This window comes from Nitrospira sp. SG-bin1, assembly GCA_002083365.1.
In the GTDB taxonomy this organism is placed as follows: Bacteria; Nitrospirota; Nitrospiria; order Nitrospirales; family Nitrospiraceae; genus Nitrospira_D.
Genome location: LVWS01000038.1, coordinates 127,227 through 144,782 on the forward strand (window position 1 = coordinate 127,227; position 17,556 = coordinate 144,782).

The 17,556-nt window shown below is 55.3% G+C and carries 13 protein-coding genes; 9 read left to right on the forward strand and 4 right to left on the reverse strand.

Features of this window, described 5'->3' with window-relative positions:
• The first annotated feature begins 83 nt into the window (after positions 1–83).
• Both A4E19_08195 and A4E19_08200 read left to right on the forward strand, forming a co-directional pair.
• Positions 84–548, forward strand: a complete 465-nt coding sequence (locus tag A4E19_08195; protein OQW31583.1) for a hypothetical protein — start codon at positions 84–86, stop codon at positions 546–548.
• 164 nt (positions 549–712) lie between these two features.
• Positions 713–1,549, forward strand: a complete 837-nt coding sequence (locus tag A4E19_08200) for a hypothetical protein (GenBank protein OQW31584.1) — start codon at positions 713–715, stop codon at positions 1,547–1,549.
• 21 nt (positions 1,550–1,570) lie between these two features.
• Here the strand turns inward: A4E19_08200 and A4E19_08205 are convergent, their stop codons facing one another.
• On the reverse strand, positions 1,571–4,237 hold the full coding sequence (locus tag A4E19_08205; GenBank protein OQW31585.1) for a hypothetical protein: 2,667 nt from the start codon (positions 4,235–4,237) through the stop codon (positions 1,571–1,573).
• Between the two features lie 4 nt (positions 4,238–4,241).
• Positions 4,242–5,462, reverse strand: a complete 1,221-nt coding sequence (locus A4E19_08210; GenBank protein OQW31586.1) for a hypothetical protein — start codon at positions 5,460–5,462, stop codon at positions 4,242–4,244.
• Between the two features lie 682 nt (positions 5,463–6,144).
• On the opposite strand from A4E19_08210, the gene A4E19_08215 reads away from it, so the two are divergent.
• Complete coding sequence (locus A4E19_08215) at positions 6,145–10,266, forward strand: hypothetical protein (GenBank protein ID OQW31587.1); 4,122 nt, start codon at positions 6,145–6,147, stop codon at positions 10,264–10,266.
• On the opposite strand, the gene A4E19_08220 is transcribed toward A4E19_08215, so the two are convergent.
• Complete coding sequence (locus A4E19_08220; GenBank protein ID OQW31588.1) at positions 10,261–10,707, reverse strand: hypothetical protein; 447 nt, start codon at positions 10,705–10,707, stop codon at positions 10,261–10,263. The two genes, A4E19_08215 and A4E19_08220, sit on opposite strands and share 6 nt — an antisense overlap.
• Positions 10,683–11,324, reverse strand: coding sequence for a hypothetical protein (locus tag A4E19_08225; GenBank protein ID OQW31589.1), 642 nt, complete (start codon positions 11,322–11,324; stop codon positions 10,683–10,685). Before A4E19_08225 ends, A4E19_08220 begins: the two co-directional genes overlap by 25 nt.
• A 205-nt stretch (positions 11,325–11,529) precedes the next feature.
• Between A4E19_08225 and A4E19_08230 the strand changes: the two genes are divergently transcribed.
• The 6 genes from A4E19_08230 to A4E19_08255 all read left to right on the forward strand — a co-directional run bounded on the left by A4E19_08230 (position 11,530) and on the right by A4E19_08255 (position 17,476).
• Positions 11,530–12,345, forward strand: coding sequence for a hypothetical protein (locus A4E19_08230; protein OQW31590.1), 816 nt, complete (start codon positions 11,530–11,532; stop codon positions 12,343–12,345).
• A gap of 22 nt (positions 12,346–12,367) precedes the next feature.
• Positions 12,368–12,769: a hypothetical protein gene (locus tag A4E19_08235; GenBank protein ID OQW31635.1), complete on the forward strand. Its 402-nt coding sequence runs from the start codon at positions 12,368–12,370 to the stop codon at positions 12,767–12,769.
• A gap of 28 nt (positions 12,770–12,797) precedes the next feature.
• On the forward strand, positions 12,798–13,880 hold the full coding sequence (locus A4E19_08240) for a 2-alkenal reductase (protein ID OQW31591.1): 1,083 nt from the start codon (positions 12,798–12,800) through the stop codon (positions 13,878–13,880).
• Between the two features lie 64 nt (positions 13,881–13,944).
• The gene (locus A4E19_08245; GenBank protein ID OQW31592.1) at positions 13,945–15,681 is read left to right on the forward strand and encodes a peptidase; all 1,737 of its coding nucleotides are present in this window, start codon (positions 13,945–13,947) and stop codon (positions 15,679–15,681) included.
• Between the two features lie 77 nt (positions 15,682–15,758).
• Positions 15,759–17,285 carry a peptidase gene (locus A4E19_08250; GenBank protein ID OQW31593.1) on the forward strand — a complete coding sequence of 509 codons (1,527 nt, stop codon included), beginning with the start codon at positions 15,759–15,761 and terminating at the stop codon, positions 17,283–17,285.
• A complete protein-coding gene (locus tag A4E19_08255; GenBank protein OQW31594.1) occupies positions 17,282–17,476 on the forward strand; it encodes a hypothetical protein in 195 nt (64 codons plus the stop codon). Before A4E19_08250 ends, A4E19_08255 begins: the two co-directional genes overlap by 4 nt.
• Positions 17,477–17,556: the final 80 nt, after the last annotated feature.

Here is a 17,556-nt window from a genome sequence, read left to right on the forward strand (position 1 = left end):
ACGGTAATTGGAATGGGTAAATGGCTTCCTGTCTCCTTTCAGAGAGCCTGTGGCACGGATAGGAACTCGGGAGGTCGATTCTCATGACGGTGTATGCAATCTGTTGGATCTCCCGAAGAAAACCAGTTCGTCATGGCGGCATGCTGCCGATCGTATTGGGGACTCTGTTGCTCGGTATCTCACTTACGGGCTGTGGGGCCACGAACATCATGCCGTGCAAAGGCGATGAGCAACGCGCAGTGCAGGAATTGCTGTATTTCGGAACAGAAACGCCGTCCGGCCGTGTCACGTCGGAAGCCTGGGAGAAATTTCTCGGCGAAATAGTCACTCCTCGTTTCCCCGAGGGATTGTCGGCCTGGCGAGCGTCCGGGCAATGGCGTTCGGCTTCAGGTGAAGTGATCCGCGAGCCTTCATATGTCCTGAGCCTCGTTCATCCCGATGATGCCGCACTCGGCAAGGCCGTGCAGGAGATTGTCGAATCTTACAAAACGCGCTTCCGGCAGGAAGCGGTGCTTCGCGTCACATCTTCCGCATGCAAATCTTTCTAGTCGTTGATCGAAAGCTTAGGTGAAGCTTTCGTCATCAAGGTACCTCCAAAAGGGTTTCCTCCCTTTATGGCCGCAGCAATACCAGCCAGTCCCAACCTACCTGTCCAACAAAAGCGTTTACGGATATTCCTTGTCACGAATTCTCGCTTTGCTAGAGTGGTCGCATGCGAACCTGCAAGAGTTTCCTCGCGTGGGGCTTCTCATGTCTGCCACGGTTTGTGCTCCTGCTCTCGCTGTCGTTTTCGACGACGGATCTCGTACAAGCCGACACGACTGTCCGCGTCGTCGAAACGTGGCCGCCGGGCGATTACGTGACGTTGGGAAAGAATCAGAATTTTTATCTTCGGCTGGCGTATGAGACCGACAAGCCTGTCCATATCTGGGCTCGTCCGTACTTCAGGGGCAAGCCCGCCAATGTCGGCAGCAACACTTCGCTCAGCTATTCAGGAACCGGTGAGACATTTGGTTGGTTCTTCTTCAATCATCCGGTGGACGTGGTCGATGAAGTCCGGATCATGGCCGGCGACGGGAGCGACGCCAATACGGCCGTTGTCGCGGTGTGGCGCGGCTATGTCATGGGAGACAATAAGGTGAGCGGAGCGACGGCTGAACCGGCTTGGGTTGCGGAAATGAGGGGTCGCGTCAAAGCGGCGCAAGATGAGGCCTATCGGGCACGGAAGCAGAAGCCAACGAGCGCATTCGACATAGTATCCGATATATTCTTCGGTGTCGCATTCCTCTGTGTCGTGCTCGCGTCCGGGTTCTTCGGATTGTTCATGCCGGCCCGGGCAGTATGGCGCTGGCACGGGGCCTGGAGAATCGCGGCGGCCATTCCCGGCGCGATGATGGCGTTCGTCGTTCTGCGGATTGTGGTCGATGGGTTCCGCGATCCTACGTCACACAACCTATTCCCCTTGGAAATCATCATGTGGGGATCGGTCAGCACCGGGATGATGGTCTTGCTCTATCTTGCGCACAAGTTCGCCGGGGGGAAGCGCTGAATTGGTGCCATGTGCGCGGTATCATGGTGTCTCAGCCCTGAGTTGTGTGGACTGCTCGCCCACCGGAATGGGTCGATCCCGGTGAAAGTATCGTCGCACCAATGTTTCAACCGATGAAAAATGCCGTTCCGGAAGGTTCTTGAAACGTCGTCTGCAATGGGCCAGTGCCTCTTCGGCGGTCGCGAAGGGCATGATCACGGAGCGCAGATGGTCATAATAATCCCGGACCTTCAATTCCGCGGTTCGTAGATGGGTTGGATCTCCGGCAATCTCAATTGCCGCCTTGGCCTGGTCGCCCTTGGCCACGACGAGCGCCTGGAAGCAGAGTCCTTTCAAACGCTGTGTCACCGTGCCGCGATCCCATCCCAGCGTTTCCGCCGTGGACCGCATATCAAAGTCATGCCGCCGCAGACAGTTCAGGACTGCAAGATCACTGGCTCGGTCGGGAACGGTTTCTCCGGTACGTCTGCGGGATAGCTCCTTCCGGTTGCCGAGCCTAAGCGAATCGCTCGACAATAGGGGGCCATCGTTCAGCGCGACGGCCTGTTCCAGGCAGTGGCGGAGCTCCCGCACATTTCCTTTCCAGTCGTGTTCTGTCAATGCACGAAGCGCATCATTTGTGAGCCGGGACGGCGACTGGCCGATCTCCTGGGCAAGCTGGTTCAAGAACACATCAACGAGGAGCGGAATATCACCGGTGCGTTCACGAAGCGGCGGAAGGTGAAAGACCATTCCGTTCAATCGAAAGTACAAGTCCTCGCGAAACCATCCTTCCGATACACCTTTCTGCAGGTCGCGATTGGTCGCAGCCACGATCCGAACGTCAACCGTCGTCGGGACGGTGGCGCCCACTCGATAGAATGATTTGTCCTGCAGCACTCGTAGGAGTTTGCTCTGATGATCCATCCGGAGATCGCCGATTTCGTCGAGGAAAATCGTGCCGTGGTCGGCGAGGCCAAAATAGCCGCGACGGTCACCAATCGCGCCGGTGAAGCTGCCCTTCACATGACCGAAGAGCTCACTTTCAAACAGTTCAGGAGAAATAGCCGCCATATTGACGGCGACGAAGGTCTTCCCCGACCGCGGGCTTAGGCGGTGGATTGCACGGGCAAAGAGTTCCTTCCCGGTTCCTGGTTCGCCTAGAATGAGGACGGTCAACGGAGATGGCGCGCTCTTTTTCAGGTCGCGAAACAGCCGAAGCAGCGAGCGATCCTGGGTGATGATGCCGAACTGGCGGGCTTCGTGTTGAAGCCGATCGAGTTCCGTATCGCCGATCGTGGCTGATACGGTATGTGCGGCTCGAAGATCGCCGAGCTGCCGTTCCAGTTCCTGCAGGTGTCGACGCGCATCCTGTTCTTGACTTTGAGCTTCAGCTATTTGGCGCCGCAGTACGCCGGTGATTCTGGTCAACTCCTCCTGTTGCCCGGACGAAACAGCAGCGGCGGCGGTGGCTGTTTCTAACTCCTCTTGAAGCGCTTCGGCTCGGTCTTCGTACAGCACAAGCGCTTCTCTCACAGCCGTTGACTCCTGCTGGATACGGATCATGTCACGTTCCAGCACAATCAAGCGTTGGTTTGCCGTCCAATTCATCCAAACGGTGGTGCCGATGAAGACCAACCACGAGGCGGTGAGAGGGGCGGCGATCGGCATGACGAGAGAGGCCACGCCCAGCATCGCGATGGCCAGTGTCCCGTACCCTCCAATGGCGGCACCAGCAAGCAGGACCCCTTGTATCCCACGAAACTGCAGGAGGAGCCAAGCCGCCAGCGAGGCGAGCGCGATGGTGACGGTGAGGCGGCTGAACCGGCTCAACGAATCGATGCGTTCATGGTTGAGCAAGGCATTCAGCACATGGAGGTGGCCGGTTATCCCGTCGACTGCCGAGTTGGAAGGTAAAAGCCATGTTTCCGAACTCACGGGATTGGATCGGATCACCACGACTTTGTCCCTGCACCAGGAAGCCAACAGTGGCTCGTCGTGACGTTCGGCCGCGCTCCAAACTGACGACAAGGGGATTGGCTGAAGGGCCGCCAGTGATCCGTCACCGACGAAGTTAATCAGAACGTCACCGTCAACGTGATTCAACCCAGGCTGAGTGGGAGTGGTGCGTCGGTGAAAGAGGTCGAACAGGACCCAACCAAAAGCCGGAACGGTTTGAGTCCCGATCCTCGCGGACGCCGGGATGTGACGGGATATGTGATCGAGATCATTCGTGACCGCAATATGTCCAGAGAGCGAGGCGTCGGACTGAAGATGGGGATCGGGCTCATGAATCAGGACAACCGGTGATGCCGTGCGAAGTGCTTCCAGGAAACGTGCATCGCTTGCGGCTCCTCCCAGCTGAGCAGGGCTCGCATAGTTCAGTCGATGATCCACGCCGATGACCGCGGCGCCGGCCTCACGGATCGCCTCGATCAACTGCGCGAGGATGCCGCGGTCCCAAGGACCCTTCCCGAACCGTTCTTCACTGGCCGCATCGCGGGTCACGATGGTCAACGAGGGGTTGATCTGGACTGTCGTGCGATGGCGAAGCCACGCGTCGTAGACGGCGTAATCCGTCGCCGTAAAGGTCGCGGGCGCGGCGGACCACAGCATTGCCGAAAGAAGCGTGGCGAGTGCGCCGATGCCCAGCGCTTGCAGAGGCAGCGACGCGATGAACAGGCGCCAATATGTCCGCCGGTAGAGCATAGGATCAGTTCAGTCCCAACTCGTCGAACAAAGGTTGTGTGTCCTGTCTTGGGAGACTTCTGAGGAGCGCCTTCGCTTTCGGAATGTCGGCCTCGAGACCGAGCCCCTTGGCATAGATCCGAGCCAGGATTTTCTTGGCCGGGACGAAACCGTCCGCCGAGGTCGATTCAAAGCAGGTGAGGATGTGCTTGTTGAAGGGGATCAGATGCTGCTCCCATCCGGTTTCATAAAGAGAGGCCAGTTCAACATGGGCCTCTTCGCTCAAGGCCAAACATTCCTTCAAGAGGATTGGAATCGCATCGTCCGTACGGTGTTGCTCGAGGAGAATTCTCCCCAGCGATTGCGGATCAGTCGGGCGAGGGATGTCGGGAAAGTCGTTCCAAAGCGTATCGCGGTAGGTCCGCAATGCCTGCTGTGATTCCCGGCGCCGTTCCTTCGTCGATTCAGCGGATAGCGCCTGGCGCCGCACTTTGGATAACGATTCGGCGGCGGTGGACTGGCCGAGGCCGGCGGCTTGCATCCACCAAAAAACCGCCAGACTGAGGTTCTTCTCGACGCCTTGCCCGGTCTGGTGGGCATTGCCGAGAAACAATTGGGCCTGAGGCACTCCGCCTGTTGCCGCCGTTTCGAGATGCTGTACGGCTTCTTTCGTGCGCCCCGTCACTCTCAGCAACAACGAGAGTCGGAAGTGGGCGTCCGGAAAATGAGGGTTTAGTTCCAGCGTACGCCGATAAGATTGGAGCGCGGCTGGTACATTGCCGAGGGAATAGTGCACGCTTCCCAAGCTGTAGTGGGCATGGGACAAGTGGGGTTCCAGCCGGATCGCCTCGCCCAAGGCGGAAGCGGCGGCTCGCCATTCTTGCTTCGCCATGAGGATCAGGCCGAGCTGGAGATGAGCGTTCCCCTCGTCCGGTTGCAACGCGATGGCTGTCCGACATTCCTCAACGGCCGCATCCAGATCGCCGACACGGAAGAGAGCTTGGGCAAGTCTTAACCGGTAGTCCGGATCGGTTGGTATGAGAAGGACCGATCGACGGAAGGACGCAATCTCCGCCACCGCATCCGTTGGTTGGTGGATGTTGTGTTCGGGAGTCCACTCAGGTGCCTCAGAGAAGACACCGCCAACCGTGAGACCGTACTCATTCGGTGGATGAGCGTAGGTGAGAGATGAAGAGCACACAGTCGCGGCGACGGTGAGGGCCAACAGTATCGATCCTGGACGCATCGGCAAAATGTAACTCACTTCCTCAGTAAACAAGCATTATAGCACCACAGTCAGTTTGCTGAATCTTCTGAACCCTAATGAACGCTACGGTTGGACGGACGACATGATCATACATCAGTGTGGCATTGAGATGAGGCCTACGTACTTGACATGAACTGACGGTAGGTACAAAATCTTGCCCATGCTTCCATGAGGTGAGATGGCGTCGCAACGTCAGATCTCCGAGCTTCTCCTCCAGTTCTCAATCATCGGTTTACCTTCCACTTTTTCATCCTGTAAGCACATGCGTATATGGCTGGTGCTGGTAAGCCTCTTGTTCATGGCCGAAGTCGCTCTGCTACTGCCTCAATCGGCACAGGCGGGGATCGGTAGCTGTTCCACTGAAGAAGTGAGGGGCCTCCGAGATGAAGGCTTTACTGCAAAAGAGATCCGCGAACTGTGCAGGAGTGAATCGGAAAATGAATCATCGAGAGGCTCGCGACGGCGCAGCTATGATTTTGATCAAAACGTTGCGCCCCCTCCGAGAGTTCTGCCTGCCTTCAGGTGCGGGTGTTATGCAGGTCCGGTTTGCCCGCTCATGTCTCCATTGCCACAGGGGGCGTCCTGTTCTTGTTTTTCTCAATTCGGAAGTTGTCCGGGGCAAGCGTTTTAGGGGCAGATTCTCGACTTATAGGGCGGCACAATGTCATCGGACCATAAGTCGCCATCACGCTTGGCTGCGCTTCAGTGGCCTATCATTTTAACGATCGGGGTCATCCTGTTCCTGTGCGTCGTGAGCGGCGTCTTCTATCTCTATGTTCTCGACAGAGAACGATACTACAACGAACGATATTTTCGGCTCCTTCATGCGGAAGCAGAAGGGGTCAGCCTCAAACTTGAAAACTATAGAGAGGTGATCTTTTCAGCCGGCAACCTCGCGGCGAATGGTTGGATGAGTCGAGAAGTCAAGGACGGCAATAGGTATAAATATGCTCTTCCGGACATATACCTCTCAAATCATGAGGATATCGGCGAAAATTTAAACTCGTTTCGATCAACAAAGTGCACAAAGACATCTCATGGAAATACTATTGCTCAAGAGATCGCCATGCAGCTCTGCCAGGTGATGGACTTCTATAACGTAAGTGTATCTCCATTGCCACTCCAAAATCCATTTCAAAAATCCGAATCTCAGGCAGAACCGCAAAAATGCGAGACAGTGTTAGAAAAAGTGCGCGCTATGGAAGCGGTAATAAATGGGAGAGGCCGTCCCTTCTGGGTAGATGTTGAAAGGCGATCTTCTGACTCAATCTTTATGATGCAAGCAATTGTCCCCTCCCTCAGGATTGAAGGAATTCGCTGTCAATACGTTCAATGGCTGATACTTGCAGAAGTCGACGGAAAGAATCTTTTCGGCAAGATCCTCTTAGAACAATCGTTCGATGATCTTCTGCTAGCTGATAAGAAAGGGAATGTACTTTTCCAGAGTGGCGACTCTGGATTGCAGTTTGCTCAAGCCGATAGGCTTATCGCGGGAGGTAAAAATGCTTCAGAGCGTGGAACCTCAACATTGAAATTTGTATCGGCGAATGGAAAAGACATAGGCGAGGTTGAACCTCAAATTACGATTGGACGTAAAGAAGGCAGCAATCTTCTAAAGAAAGTGCCCGTCCGCGAGGAGGTGGCTGTTGGAGATAGAAATCTTCTTGTGTTCGCCCTTCCTGTAAACCTTCCAATCGTGGAAAGCGAGCAGCTCAGTGGGGAGAAAGAGCAGGAAAAAAGGCCGGAGGCTAGTCTATTAGTGGAAGCAGACTATGTGCTTGTAGGTGTCATCGGCAAAGACAGATTTCGAAACGAAACCTGGCAGTTGTCACCTTCTATACTTTTGATGCTTCTGCTGATTGCATTATTGACGCTCCTGTCCTTGCCTCTTCTCAAGTTACTGTTGATGACTCCCCAAGACCAATGGACCATCAGGGATTTTGCCCTTGTTGTAGGGGCGAGCATTATTGGGACTGGCCTGCTTACTCTTTCTCTTGTGGACTCTGGTGTATTCTGGTGGAAGAAAAGCCTGGTTGATGATGAGCTCAAGGAGTTTGCGGCTTCGATACACAAGCACGTTAATACAGAGATTGATGGCGCGCTGAAGGTCCTGAAAGATTTCGATGGTATTAGAGCGCAACAAATAGAGAAAGATGTAAAAGTGATCGGAGAAGAGGAAGATGAAACACCTTGCTACAAGAAAAAGCGTAGCTTCCCTCCCCCTGTAGCAAGAATCAACATCTTAAAAAGCGAGGCACCGGATCCATATAGATTCTTTGACTCAGTGTTTTGGATCAACTGCGGTGGAAAACTTGTGGAACACTGGGATACTAGAACTAAGGCCAACTATTTCCTGCCGGTTGTGACAAACCTATCCGACCGCGCATATTTCATCGACATTGTTGAGAAACGGTCTTGGCAGAGGAGTAAGGAAACAGTGAAGAATAAGGAAGAATCGAAAACTCCTTTTATCCTGGAACCCGTGTTCTCGCGCCTTGATGGTTCAAACACTGCTGTACTAGCGATTCAAAGTAAGGTCATAGGCTCAGGCCTCCACGACATTACCGTAGCCGGACTGGAGTCACGATTTCTGTCTCTATTTGAACCAATCATTCCTCCCGGGACCGGATTTGCCGTGGTCGATATGAACGGAAGAGTCCTTTTCCATTCCCAGGGACAGCGGAATTTACGCGAGCACTTTTTCGAGGAAATCGATGATAACAAGAAACTCAAGGCGCTGATCAATGCTAGAGCTCAGGACTGTGAGAATGGAACGTATGGTGGTAACGCTCATCGATTCTGCGTCAGCGAATTCAAAGATATTCCTTGGTCCCTCGTCGTATTTAAGAATATGGAGCCTCTGCGCACGGCGAATCTGCAAGCCGTCACCGTCGCGTGCTTTCTCTTTGCTATTTATACGTTGGTTCTACTTATTGTCATGATCGCAGGATTGGTCGTGGCAAGAATGCGGCGTCAAACTGTGCCAACCATGTTATGGCCGTCAAAGAAGCAACACGATTCATATGTAGGTGGTGCATCAGTGGCCCTGCTTCTGTTTTTCTCCGGCCTGATAACGCTCTGGTTATTTCCCCCACACTATGCGTTCGTTCTGGGTGTCATCATCTTACCCCTTTGGGGAATCATCGCGGCAGTCGTGTTTTTTAGAGTGCCTACAACTGTGGAATTTCTCCCCAAGTTTCTCAAACAAAGCAATAAGGGAGATTATCGGCAGGCTTACTTGGCTTTATGCGGAAGCCTCTTGGCACTTTGTTCTGTGCTCCCGGCCACTATCTGTATGATGTTGAGCTATGAGGCCGAGCAAATACTGATCTTGAAGGCAGGGGCACTTGATATAGCAAAGAGCTTCGCAAGAAGTGCGGATCAGATCAGAGAGAAATATCAGTATCACAAGGACGACAGACTCATCGCGCAGCGTCTCGCTGACTTCGGGCGGCTGGATGTTCATCTAGGTGAGACTGAAAGAAACGTAGACAGTAATGACTGGTGGTCAATCGTTAGTCAGACGCCGGTCGTGGAAGACTTTATGCGGATGACCACGCTCAGGGTACAGTGGAAAGTTAACGCCAGTCGTGGCGAGAGTGTGTCAGAGCAATCGTCGAGGAGTGAAAATTGGTTCGAAGAAATCTACCGATCCTGGAGGGTGCCCTATAACGATGAGTTTACCAAGACTCACGGGCTATTCCGTGAGGCACAGCAATCTGAAGACATACGGTGGCCGACGGATACAACGGTCTCCTACAGACCGGTGCAAGCTTTGACGCGCCTGGACAATGACCAGCACAAAACCACAGAGCGCTGGAACGTCGCCGTGATTGTTCACTTATGGCTCATGCGCTTGCCGGCGGTTGTCCTTCTTGCCCTTGTGCTTGGTGTCGCCTATTCGGCTTATCGGAAACCTGTAACCATACCGGAATTTGCTTTGTCCAAGACCGTTATTGTACCGATTGGTATTGTGGTCGTGATGCTTCTTCTGCTATGGCCAGGTGAAACATTATGGTTTGTTTGGATCCTCTTCTCGGTGCTTTTTCTCGTTTGGTGGCTCATTCACGTCCTTCCCGGCTTTGTAGCTCGACGCGTTTTTCTATTGGATCTTGTTTGGGATAAACCAAATCATGATGCTTTTGCCGCTCGATTGCAGATGGCATCTTCTCCTGCGAGGACGGAATTCAGTAAACAAGAGCAGCAAGTATTCGAAAAAGAATTCAAGGCCTCCGAACGACTCGCTGAAATTGGTGCGGGAGTCCTTAAGGATCAAAAGAAGCGAGCAGAATTTTTGTGGGCGGCTCGGAGCGAAGGTTTCGAGCCGGATCCCGTCTGGCTCTTCCCGCTCGAAGAGGCAATGCATCATTATGAATCTGTTTGGGTAGAAATGAACAAAGAAGAAAAAATGGCATTATTTCACCTTGCGAGAAATGGATTTATCGTTGGGACTCATCCTAGTCTCCTCAGTCTTGTCAAGAAAGGATGGGCCACTCGTTCTCCGGAATTGCAGTTCGTGAACAATAGCTTTCGACAATTCGTTCTCCTAAAGAAAGATGAAATTCTCACGCTACAACAGGAATTTGACAAAGGGATTTGGGATCAACTCGTTTGGCCTATCGGGGTAGGCATGGTGTTTATCTTGGCTGGATTGATGTATACGCAGCAGGAATTACTGGCGAGCGCCACAGCCTTCGTCGGTATCTTGGGTGGTCTTGTTCCGGTCATTTCCAAACTCTTTGACCTCTTCAAGACCCAGAAGCCTAGTTTACCAGCATCATAACTTTTGCATCGCGGCTCGAATTTGATCGGTCTCCCGCTTCAGCTCTTGTAGCTCCAACTGAACTGGCTCATGCGGTACCCGCCAGACCGGTTCCAATGGGGCCGGATCACCGGCGAGGCGTGGAATGAGATGCCAATGAATATGCGGAAGTTGATTGCCGAGGAGTCCATAGTTCATTTTTTGAGCGTGGTAGACATCGGCGATGGTCTTGGCCACCCGGTTGACTTCTTCAATGAGTTGAAAACGTTCGGTGGGTGTAAGTTGGAATAACTCAGTGGCGTGACGTTGGAACACCACGACCGTCCAGCCGGGAAAGAACTGATCATCGTGAAGATACACCTTCGACAATCCGAGTTCTGCGACGAAATGGTCCTGTCTTGGCCAGGTTCCCCGGCATGCCACGCATGGTGTTGTTGTCACGGCTGATTCGCCTTGCGCCACTCTTCCTCAGTTAAGACACCCTTCTTAATCAGCAGCTGGATCAATTTATCGACTGCATTACGGGTGGCAGCTGTGGACGGCCCGAGAGCCGAAGGCATGGAAGGTGTCGGGGACTCCGCACGCTTCGCCTCTGGAGGGGGCCGCTTTTGCCCAAGCACTTTGAAGGAGGGAGTGAAGACCGCCACATAGTCTCGATTCCTGACTCGGACCGTGGCGGGAAGACTATCGGATTGCGGGACGAGGTCGGGAGCTGTCCCAGTCGGTATGCGGAAGTATGGTTTCCCGTCGTCGGTCTGGCCGTCTTGGTCCAGGATGTCGAACCGTTTCAGGAAAGACTCTCCCGTGAGTCCTTCGCGGTCTTCGCCGGCCAAGTTGGTGATCTTGTCCAGGACAATCACCAACGAGTCGCTGATGATCGCGTCCGGCGAGAGGTTTCTGACGCTCACGTCGTAGCGATATTCGCTCGTGAAATTGTCGCGACTCTTCAATGTGACGATGGCCTGCACCCGTCCCGTCAAATCGGTCAGATGATCCAGTGAGCCGGCGAAGCCGCACACAGGCCCGCATGCGATGGTTATCGCTACGGCGAAGCCATAGGTCCGCGTACCGTTCATCATCTCAACGTCTCGCGTTTATTGAGCATAACAGAGTCCTTGGCACTGGGCGAGCCGATTCTCGGAGTCGCCTTGACACATCGTTTCCACCGACGATATTCTCGCCTCGTTCTTCCGGGTCATTTCGCGTTTGCTACAAACTATGGCCATATGTGATTCCCGCCCAGTAGAACCGCTGGAAGTTTCCCGTTCTCTCGCGAACGATCTCATGAAGCTCTACGATTATCCGGACCCCCGGCGACCGGGGCGAATCATCCGAGGCTACGATCGACCACATGCCATACGAACGGCGAAGATGTGCGTGGCCGTCGCCGATCGCTTGGGACACCCACGCGATCGGGTACGGCTCTATCACGTTGCCTGTCTATTGCATGACCTGGGCCGTGCCGGCCTCGATCGGCAGCTCTTTGGAACGATTTGGTCTTGGGCCAAGGAACGGGGCATTCCGACGAGGCCTCGTGAATGGCGCGCCCTTCACCCGAAGACGACCTATGGCCGGGAGACCGAAGCCTTCGTGTCGTTGTATCGACAGGACCTGATCGATTCCGGCGTGTCCATGGACAGATGGGCTGTCGAGCAGATCGAAATGCGGCTAGGCTATGCGCGACGCCTCGCGAGGCGATTACGGACGGTGAAACCAAAATTGAAGACCCTGGGCGTCGAGTGGAAGCCTTGGATGCAATGGGTGATGCTGTATTACTATTATCCCGAACGCCTGTCCAAGACGAAGGCATGGGTGCGGCAACTGGCGGAGATTCTCGTCGCCTGCGAACAGTTTGAGGCCTTCAGCAACCAGCGTCGAGGGCGTGATTATTACGCTCGGACCAAAGAGAGTCTTCCGGAGGCCTTTGCCTATCTCGACAAGCTTGGGAAAGAAGGCATTCTGAGCAGTCAGGTCCTGAGTGCCGTGCGATCGCTGACGGCCGAGGGTGCCTTCGACACAATTTTGGAAGCGGCGCGAGGGGAGCCGCTGACGCGGAACGACCGTCGCTACCTTCGCAACCTCGCAGACCGGAGGATTTGAAATGGGTGTCCGCACCGTCTCGTTGACGATCCGTATGGAAGGAGGCACGCAGGTCGACAACATCACGAAATCCGTTGCCGATGCGTTGGCCGGCTCCAACCTCAAGGCCGGCATCGTGACGGTCTTCGTCAAACACACGACCGCCTCCGTCATGATTATCGAGGACGAACCAGGGATTCGCGCGGACACCAAAACGTTTTGGGACCGTCTCGTTCCTCCTGACCCTCGGTGGCAGCACAATACGGTCAATCCCGGAGAGGACAACGGCCACAGTCATCTTCGTGGGCAACTCCAAGGGCCGTCCGTCACGATTCCGTTTGCCGATGGGGCACTTTTGCTCGGCAGATGGCAGCAAGTCGTCGTCGTGGATTTCGATACCCGAGCCAGAGTGCGTGAACTCGTCGTGCAGGTCCTGGGTGAATAAACAAGGCCGATCCCTATTGCTGCTCCTCATGACGTGGGTGCTTTGCTCACCCGGCACTGCAGCGGAATGGGGTAAGCCCTTGGGTGCCGTCTATGATGGCCCTGAAGGGAAGCCACGCCCGGTGACGCCCTCTCCGGTGGAGCTGAGCGCCGATGAACGAGCGACGATCGCGGTGTTCGAGCGGGCGACCAAGTCCGTTGTGTTCATCGCCAACACGGCGATCCAGCAAGACATATGGTCGCTCAATGTCATGGAAGTGCCTCAGGGGTCAGGGTCCGGTTTTGTATGGAGCAAGCAAGGCCACATCGTCACAAATTTTCATGTCATTTACGGTGCCGATGCCATCAAGGTCACCTTGGCCGATCGAAGCGAGCATCAGGCGAAGTTGGTCGGGGCCGATCCTGACCATGATCTTGCGGTACTGCAGATTCAGGTGGCTGATGATCAATTGGAGCCCTTGGCGATCGGCTCCTCGCATGACTTGCGTGTGGGGCAAAAGGTGTTGGCGATCGGAAATCCGTTCGGACTGGACCATACGCTGACGACCGGCGTCGTAAGCGCCTTGGGCCGTACCATCAAATCCATGTCGAATCGCACGATCGAGGGTGTGATTCAGACCGATGCGGCGATCAACCCGGGCAATTCAGGGGGGCCGCTTCTCGATGGCGCAGGACGGTTGATCGGCGTCAATACGCAGATCGTGAGTCCGAGCGGGGCCTATGCCGGGATCGGGTTCGCCGTTCCCGTCGATACGGTGAACCGCATCGTTCCGGAACTGATCAAACACGGCAAACTCATCCGTCCGGGATTGGGCGTCTCCCTCGTGCCGGACGCCATGGCGAAGCGCTGGGGAATCAAGGGAGTCATCATCGGCAAGGTGACGCGTGGCGGCGCCGCCGATCGCGCGGGCCTCAAGGGGGCGCGCGAAACCATGATCGGACAGATCCAACTGGGCGACATCATCGTCGGGGTTGCGGGAAAGCCGGTTGCCACCATCGACGATCTCATGGATGTGATGGAAGCGCACAAAGTCGGTGACCAAGTGGCTGTGGAGATTCAGCGCGGAAATCGTCGTGAAAAGGTATCGGTGACTCTTCAGGCCGTCAATTAGGGAGAAGACATTGCGACGTAGGTGTGTGTTAGGATCATGGGATTAGTATCGTGGAGAACCACCAATGAGTGATCCCAGAGCTCCGGATCAGGATGAATCCAGAGGTCGGAGCGATGAGCCGTCGCTGAAGACGGGAACCGACCCGTTGGAATTGATTGAGCAATGTCTGGCATCCTTTCCTGAGGGAGATGCGCGACAGAAGCTGTTGTACAAGCTCCGTCATGCGGTGACGTTGTCTCAGGCCGCTCATCAACAACGTGAGCTGGAATTCAAGAAGGTCAGCGAGGTGGTGGCCAAACTGACGGCGCCGGCCAATCGTATCGGCACGTTGCTTGACGTTCCAGGCGAAGGGCTCGCCCGCATCGTCGTCGGTGGCGCCGAATACTATGCCAACGTAGACCCGCGTGTATCCCAAGCGGATCTTAAAATCGGCACACAGATTCTGGTCAACGAGGCCTACGCCGTGATCAAAACGCTTGGGTACGATCGTAATGGTCCGATCTTGCGACTGGCCGAGGTTATGTCCGACGGGCGATTGCGGTTTGAGCAGGACATGGGCCGGCAATCGTTGATCTTGCAGCGGTCGACCGATCTCGTCGGTGCCGAGCTCAAGGCGGGCGATGACATTCGCATCGATCCCAGCCATCGTGTTGCGATTGAGAAGTTGGGTGATCGCAAAGCAAGCCGCCATGTCCTCGACGAAACACCGAAAGTTACGTGGGAGCAGATCGGCGGCCAGAACGAGGCGATCGCCAGCATCCGAAAGGCCATCGAGTATCCGTTGCTGCATGCGGAGACGTTCGAACGGTTCAGGTTTTCCCAGCCCAAGGGGTTCCTCCTCTATGGACCACCCGGATGTGGGAAGACGCTCATAGGGCAAGCGGCAGCCGGGAGCTTGGCCAAGTTGGTCAGCGAGGCTAAGCCGGGGCCATCGCCCGAGCGAGACGAGCGTCAACCGGTGACCAGCGGAGCGTTCCTGCACGTGAAAGGCCCGGAAATTCTCAATATGTGGCTTGGGGAATCGGAACGGATGGTGCGCGATCTTTTCGATCAGGCCCGCGCAAGACGCAAGGATGGGGCGCTGCCGTTTATCTTCATCGACGAAGCGGAGTCGATTTTAGGGACGCGGCGCGCCATGCGCTCCTTCAATATCTCCAACACGCTCGTGCCGATGTTTTGCAGCGAAATGGATGGGATCGAGTCGCTACGCGACGTCGTCATCATACTGGCTTCCAACCGTCCGGATTTGATCGATCCGGCGGTGCTGCGCCCGGGCCGTATTGATCGGAAGATCAAAGTCGGCCGCCCGAACAAGGAGGCAGCCGCCGAGATTTTGAAGGTGTATTTGACCGCGGATCTGCCGTTGGATGCCGAACTGGTGAAGGAACGGGGCGATGAGCAGGCGCCGGCAGTGAACCGGCTCGTCGAAGACATCATCGAGTCGATCTTCCGCCGAACAGAGGACACTCGGCTGCTGTCGATCAGGCTCAGGAACGGTCAGAACAAGGTGCTGTACCGAGGCGATCTCGTCAGCGGAGCCATCTTGGCGTCGATCGTTCAACGTGCCAAGGAAAAGGCGATCGATCGGACGGTTCAGACGGGGAAGCCGGCTGGATTGCAGGCGGAAGACTTACGAGGTGCCGTCACTGAGGAATTCCGAGAGGGTGACATGTTACCGCCGGATGATGCGGCGGAAGAGTGGTTGAAGCTCCTGGATCATCACCCGGAACAGGTCGTTGGAATCTCCTCCTTCCGGCGTGGCCGTCAGACCGAAGAACGCCTCGTGAATCAGATCATTTAGGAGTCGCATGTCAGAAAGTCGTCAAGTCCAAGATCGTGGAGTTCGACTTTGTGACTTTTGACGTAAGGACCATCTCCATGCCTCTTTTCGGAATTGAAACCGAGTACGGAATCACGAGGGATGACGTCCCTGAGATGGATCCGGTCGTCGAGTCGATGGAATTGGTACGAGCCCATCTTGCCGCTTCCTTCGAGCGGCGTTGGGACTATGCCGGTGAAGATCCGCATGAGGATGCCCGCGGCTTTCGTGTGTCGGGCTTGCAGCAGGATAGAGAGGAGGATGAGTTCGCGCAACGCGATGCTCATCGCCCTTTTTCCTTCCATGACATGAAGAGTGACTTGGTATTGCCGAATGGCGCCCGATTCTACAACGACCATACGCATCCGGAATACTCCACGCCCGAATGCCGAACGCTGCGAGACCTCGTGGCTCAGGATCGGGCGGGAGAACGCATCGTCCTCCGTGCCGCCCAGCGTCGCAATCGAATCCTCGGCGGAGCGCATGTTCGTCTCTATAAGAACAACACGGATTTCCACGGCCACAGCTATGGCTGCCACGACAATCATCTCGTCTCGCGGGCCGTTCCCTTTTCAGCTCTTGTAGCCGGTCTTGTGCCGTTTCTCGTGAGCCGACAAGTCATCGCCGGTGCAGGAAAGGTGGGCACGGAAGCCCAGGAGTCGGGACATGTTCCAGGACGGTATCAGCTCTCGCAGCGGGCGGATTTCATGGAGGCTGAGCTAGGCGTCGATACGATGCATAACCGGCCCATTCTCAATACCAGGGATGAGCCTCATGCAGATCGTAAGAAGTATCGCCGGCTCCACCTCATCATCGGCGACGCCAATATGTGCGAGTATGCGACCGTACTGAAGGTCGGAACGACCAGGCTGGTGCTTGATCTAATCGAGCGGGGAGCTCAGCCTCACATTGAGTTGGATCAGCCGGTGGCGGCAGTCAAACAGTTGTCACGCGATCCTGACCTGAAAGCAGCGGTTCGTCTGAACAACGGACGAAGGCTTTCAGCTTTGGAACTGCAAGAAGAGTACTGCGAGGCGGCACGTCGTGAGTTAGCCGGATCGGATGAGGAAACGGATTGGCTGCTGGCCCACTGGAGTGACACGTTGCGTCTGCTGTCTCAAAACCGCTCACAGTTGGTGGGGAAACTCGATTGGGTCACGAAACAGTGGCTGCTCGAAACCTTCATGGAAGAAGAACGGATCGGTTGGGATGATCCTTGGTTGGCCAGTTTGGATCTGGAGTATCACAATGTAAATCCCGAACAAGGGCTGTACCTGGGATTGGAGGCCGATGGAAAAGCGTGGCGGATGACGACCGACGAGGGGATAGAGGAGGCGGTTCGGAACGGGCCAAGAGATACGCGGGGCGGGTTACGGGGAATCTGTGTGCAGCGATTTCCCGACCATATTCAGTCGATGCAATGGGAGCGGATTCAATTCGCCGGGGGCTTGCGTTCGCACTCTCTCGACATGGGAGATCTCTTTGAGCCACAGGAAGTTAGACGATGCATCGATGTCTTCACACAGGCCCATTCCCCTGCCGATGCATTGGCAACGTGGAGCCGCAGAAAGGACGTGGAAACATGATACACAATATGATGCCGGAACGGCGTGAGGGGCCAGCCGATCCCATGCCGAAGTCGCCGAGTCCGCTGGAAGAAGGCGGCGGGCCGAGACGGCCGGATACCGGATCGCCGGAAAAGGATAGCTTAATGAAACGCATGCGGAAGGTCGATCCCAAACAGGCGGAAAGGTATCGGCAACGAACCGGGGAATAGACGTTGTTCGGTAATCGTTAAGCGCCAGAATTGGAATGTAGTCTTCACTCGATGAACGTATAACGAATAACGCTTCACGA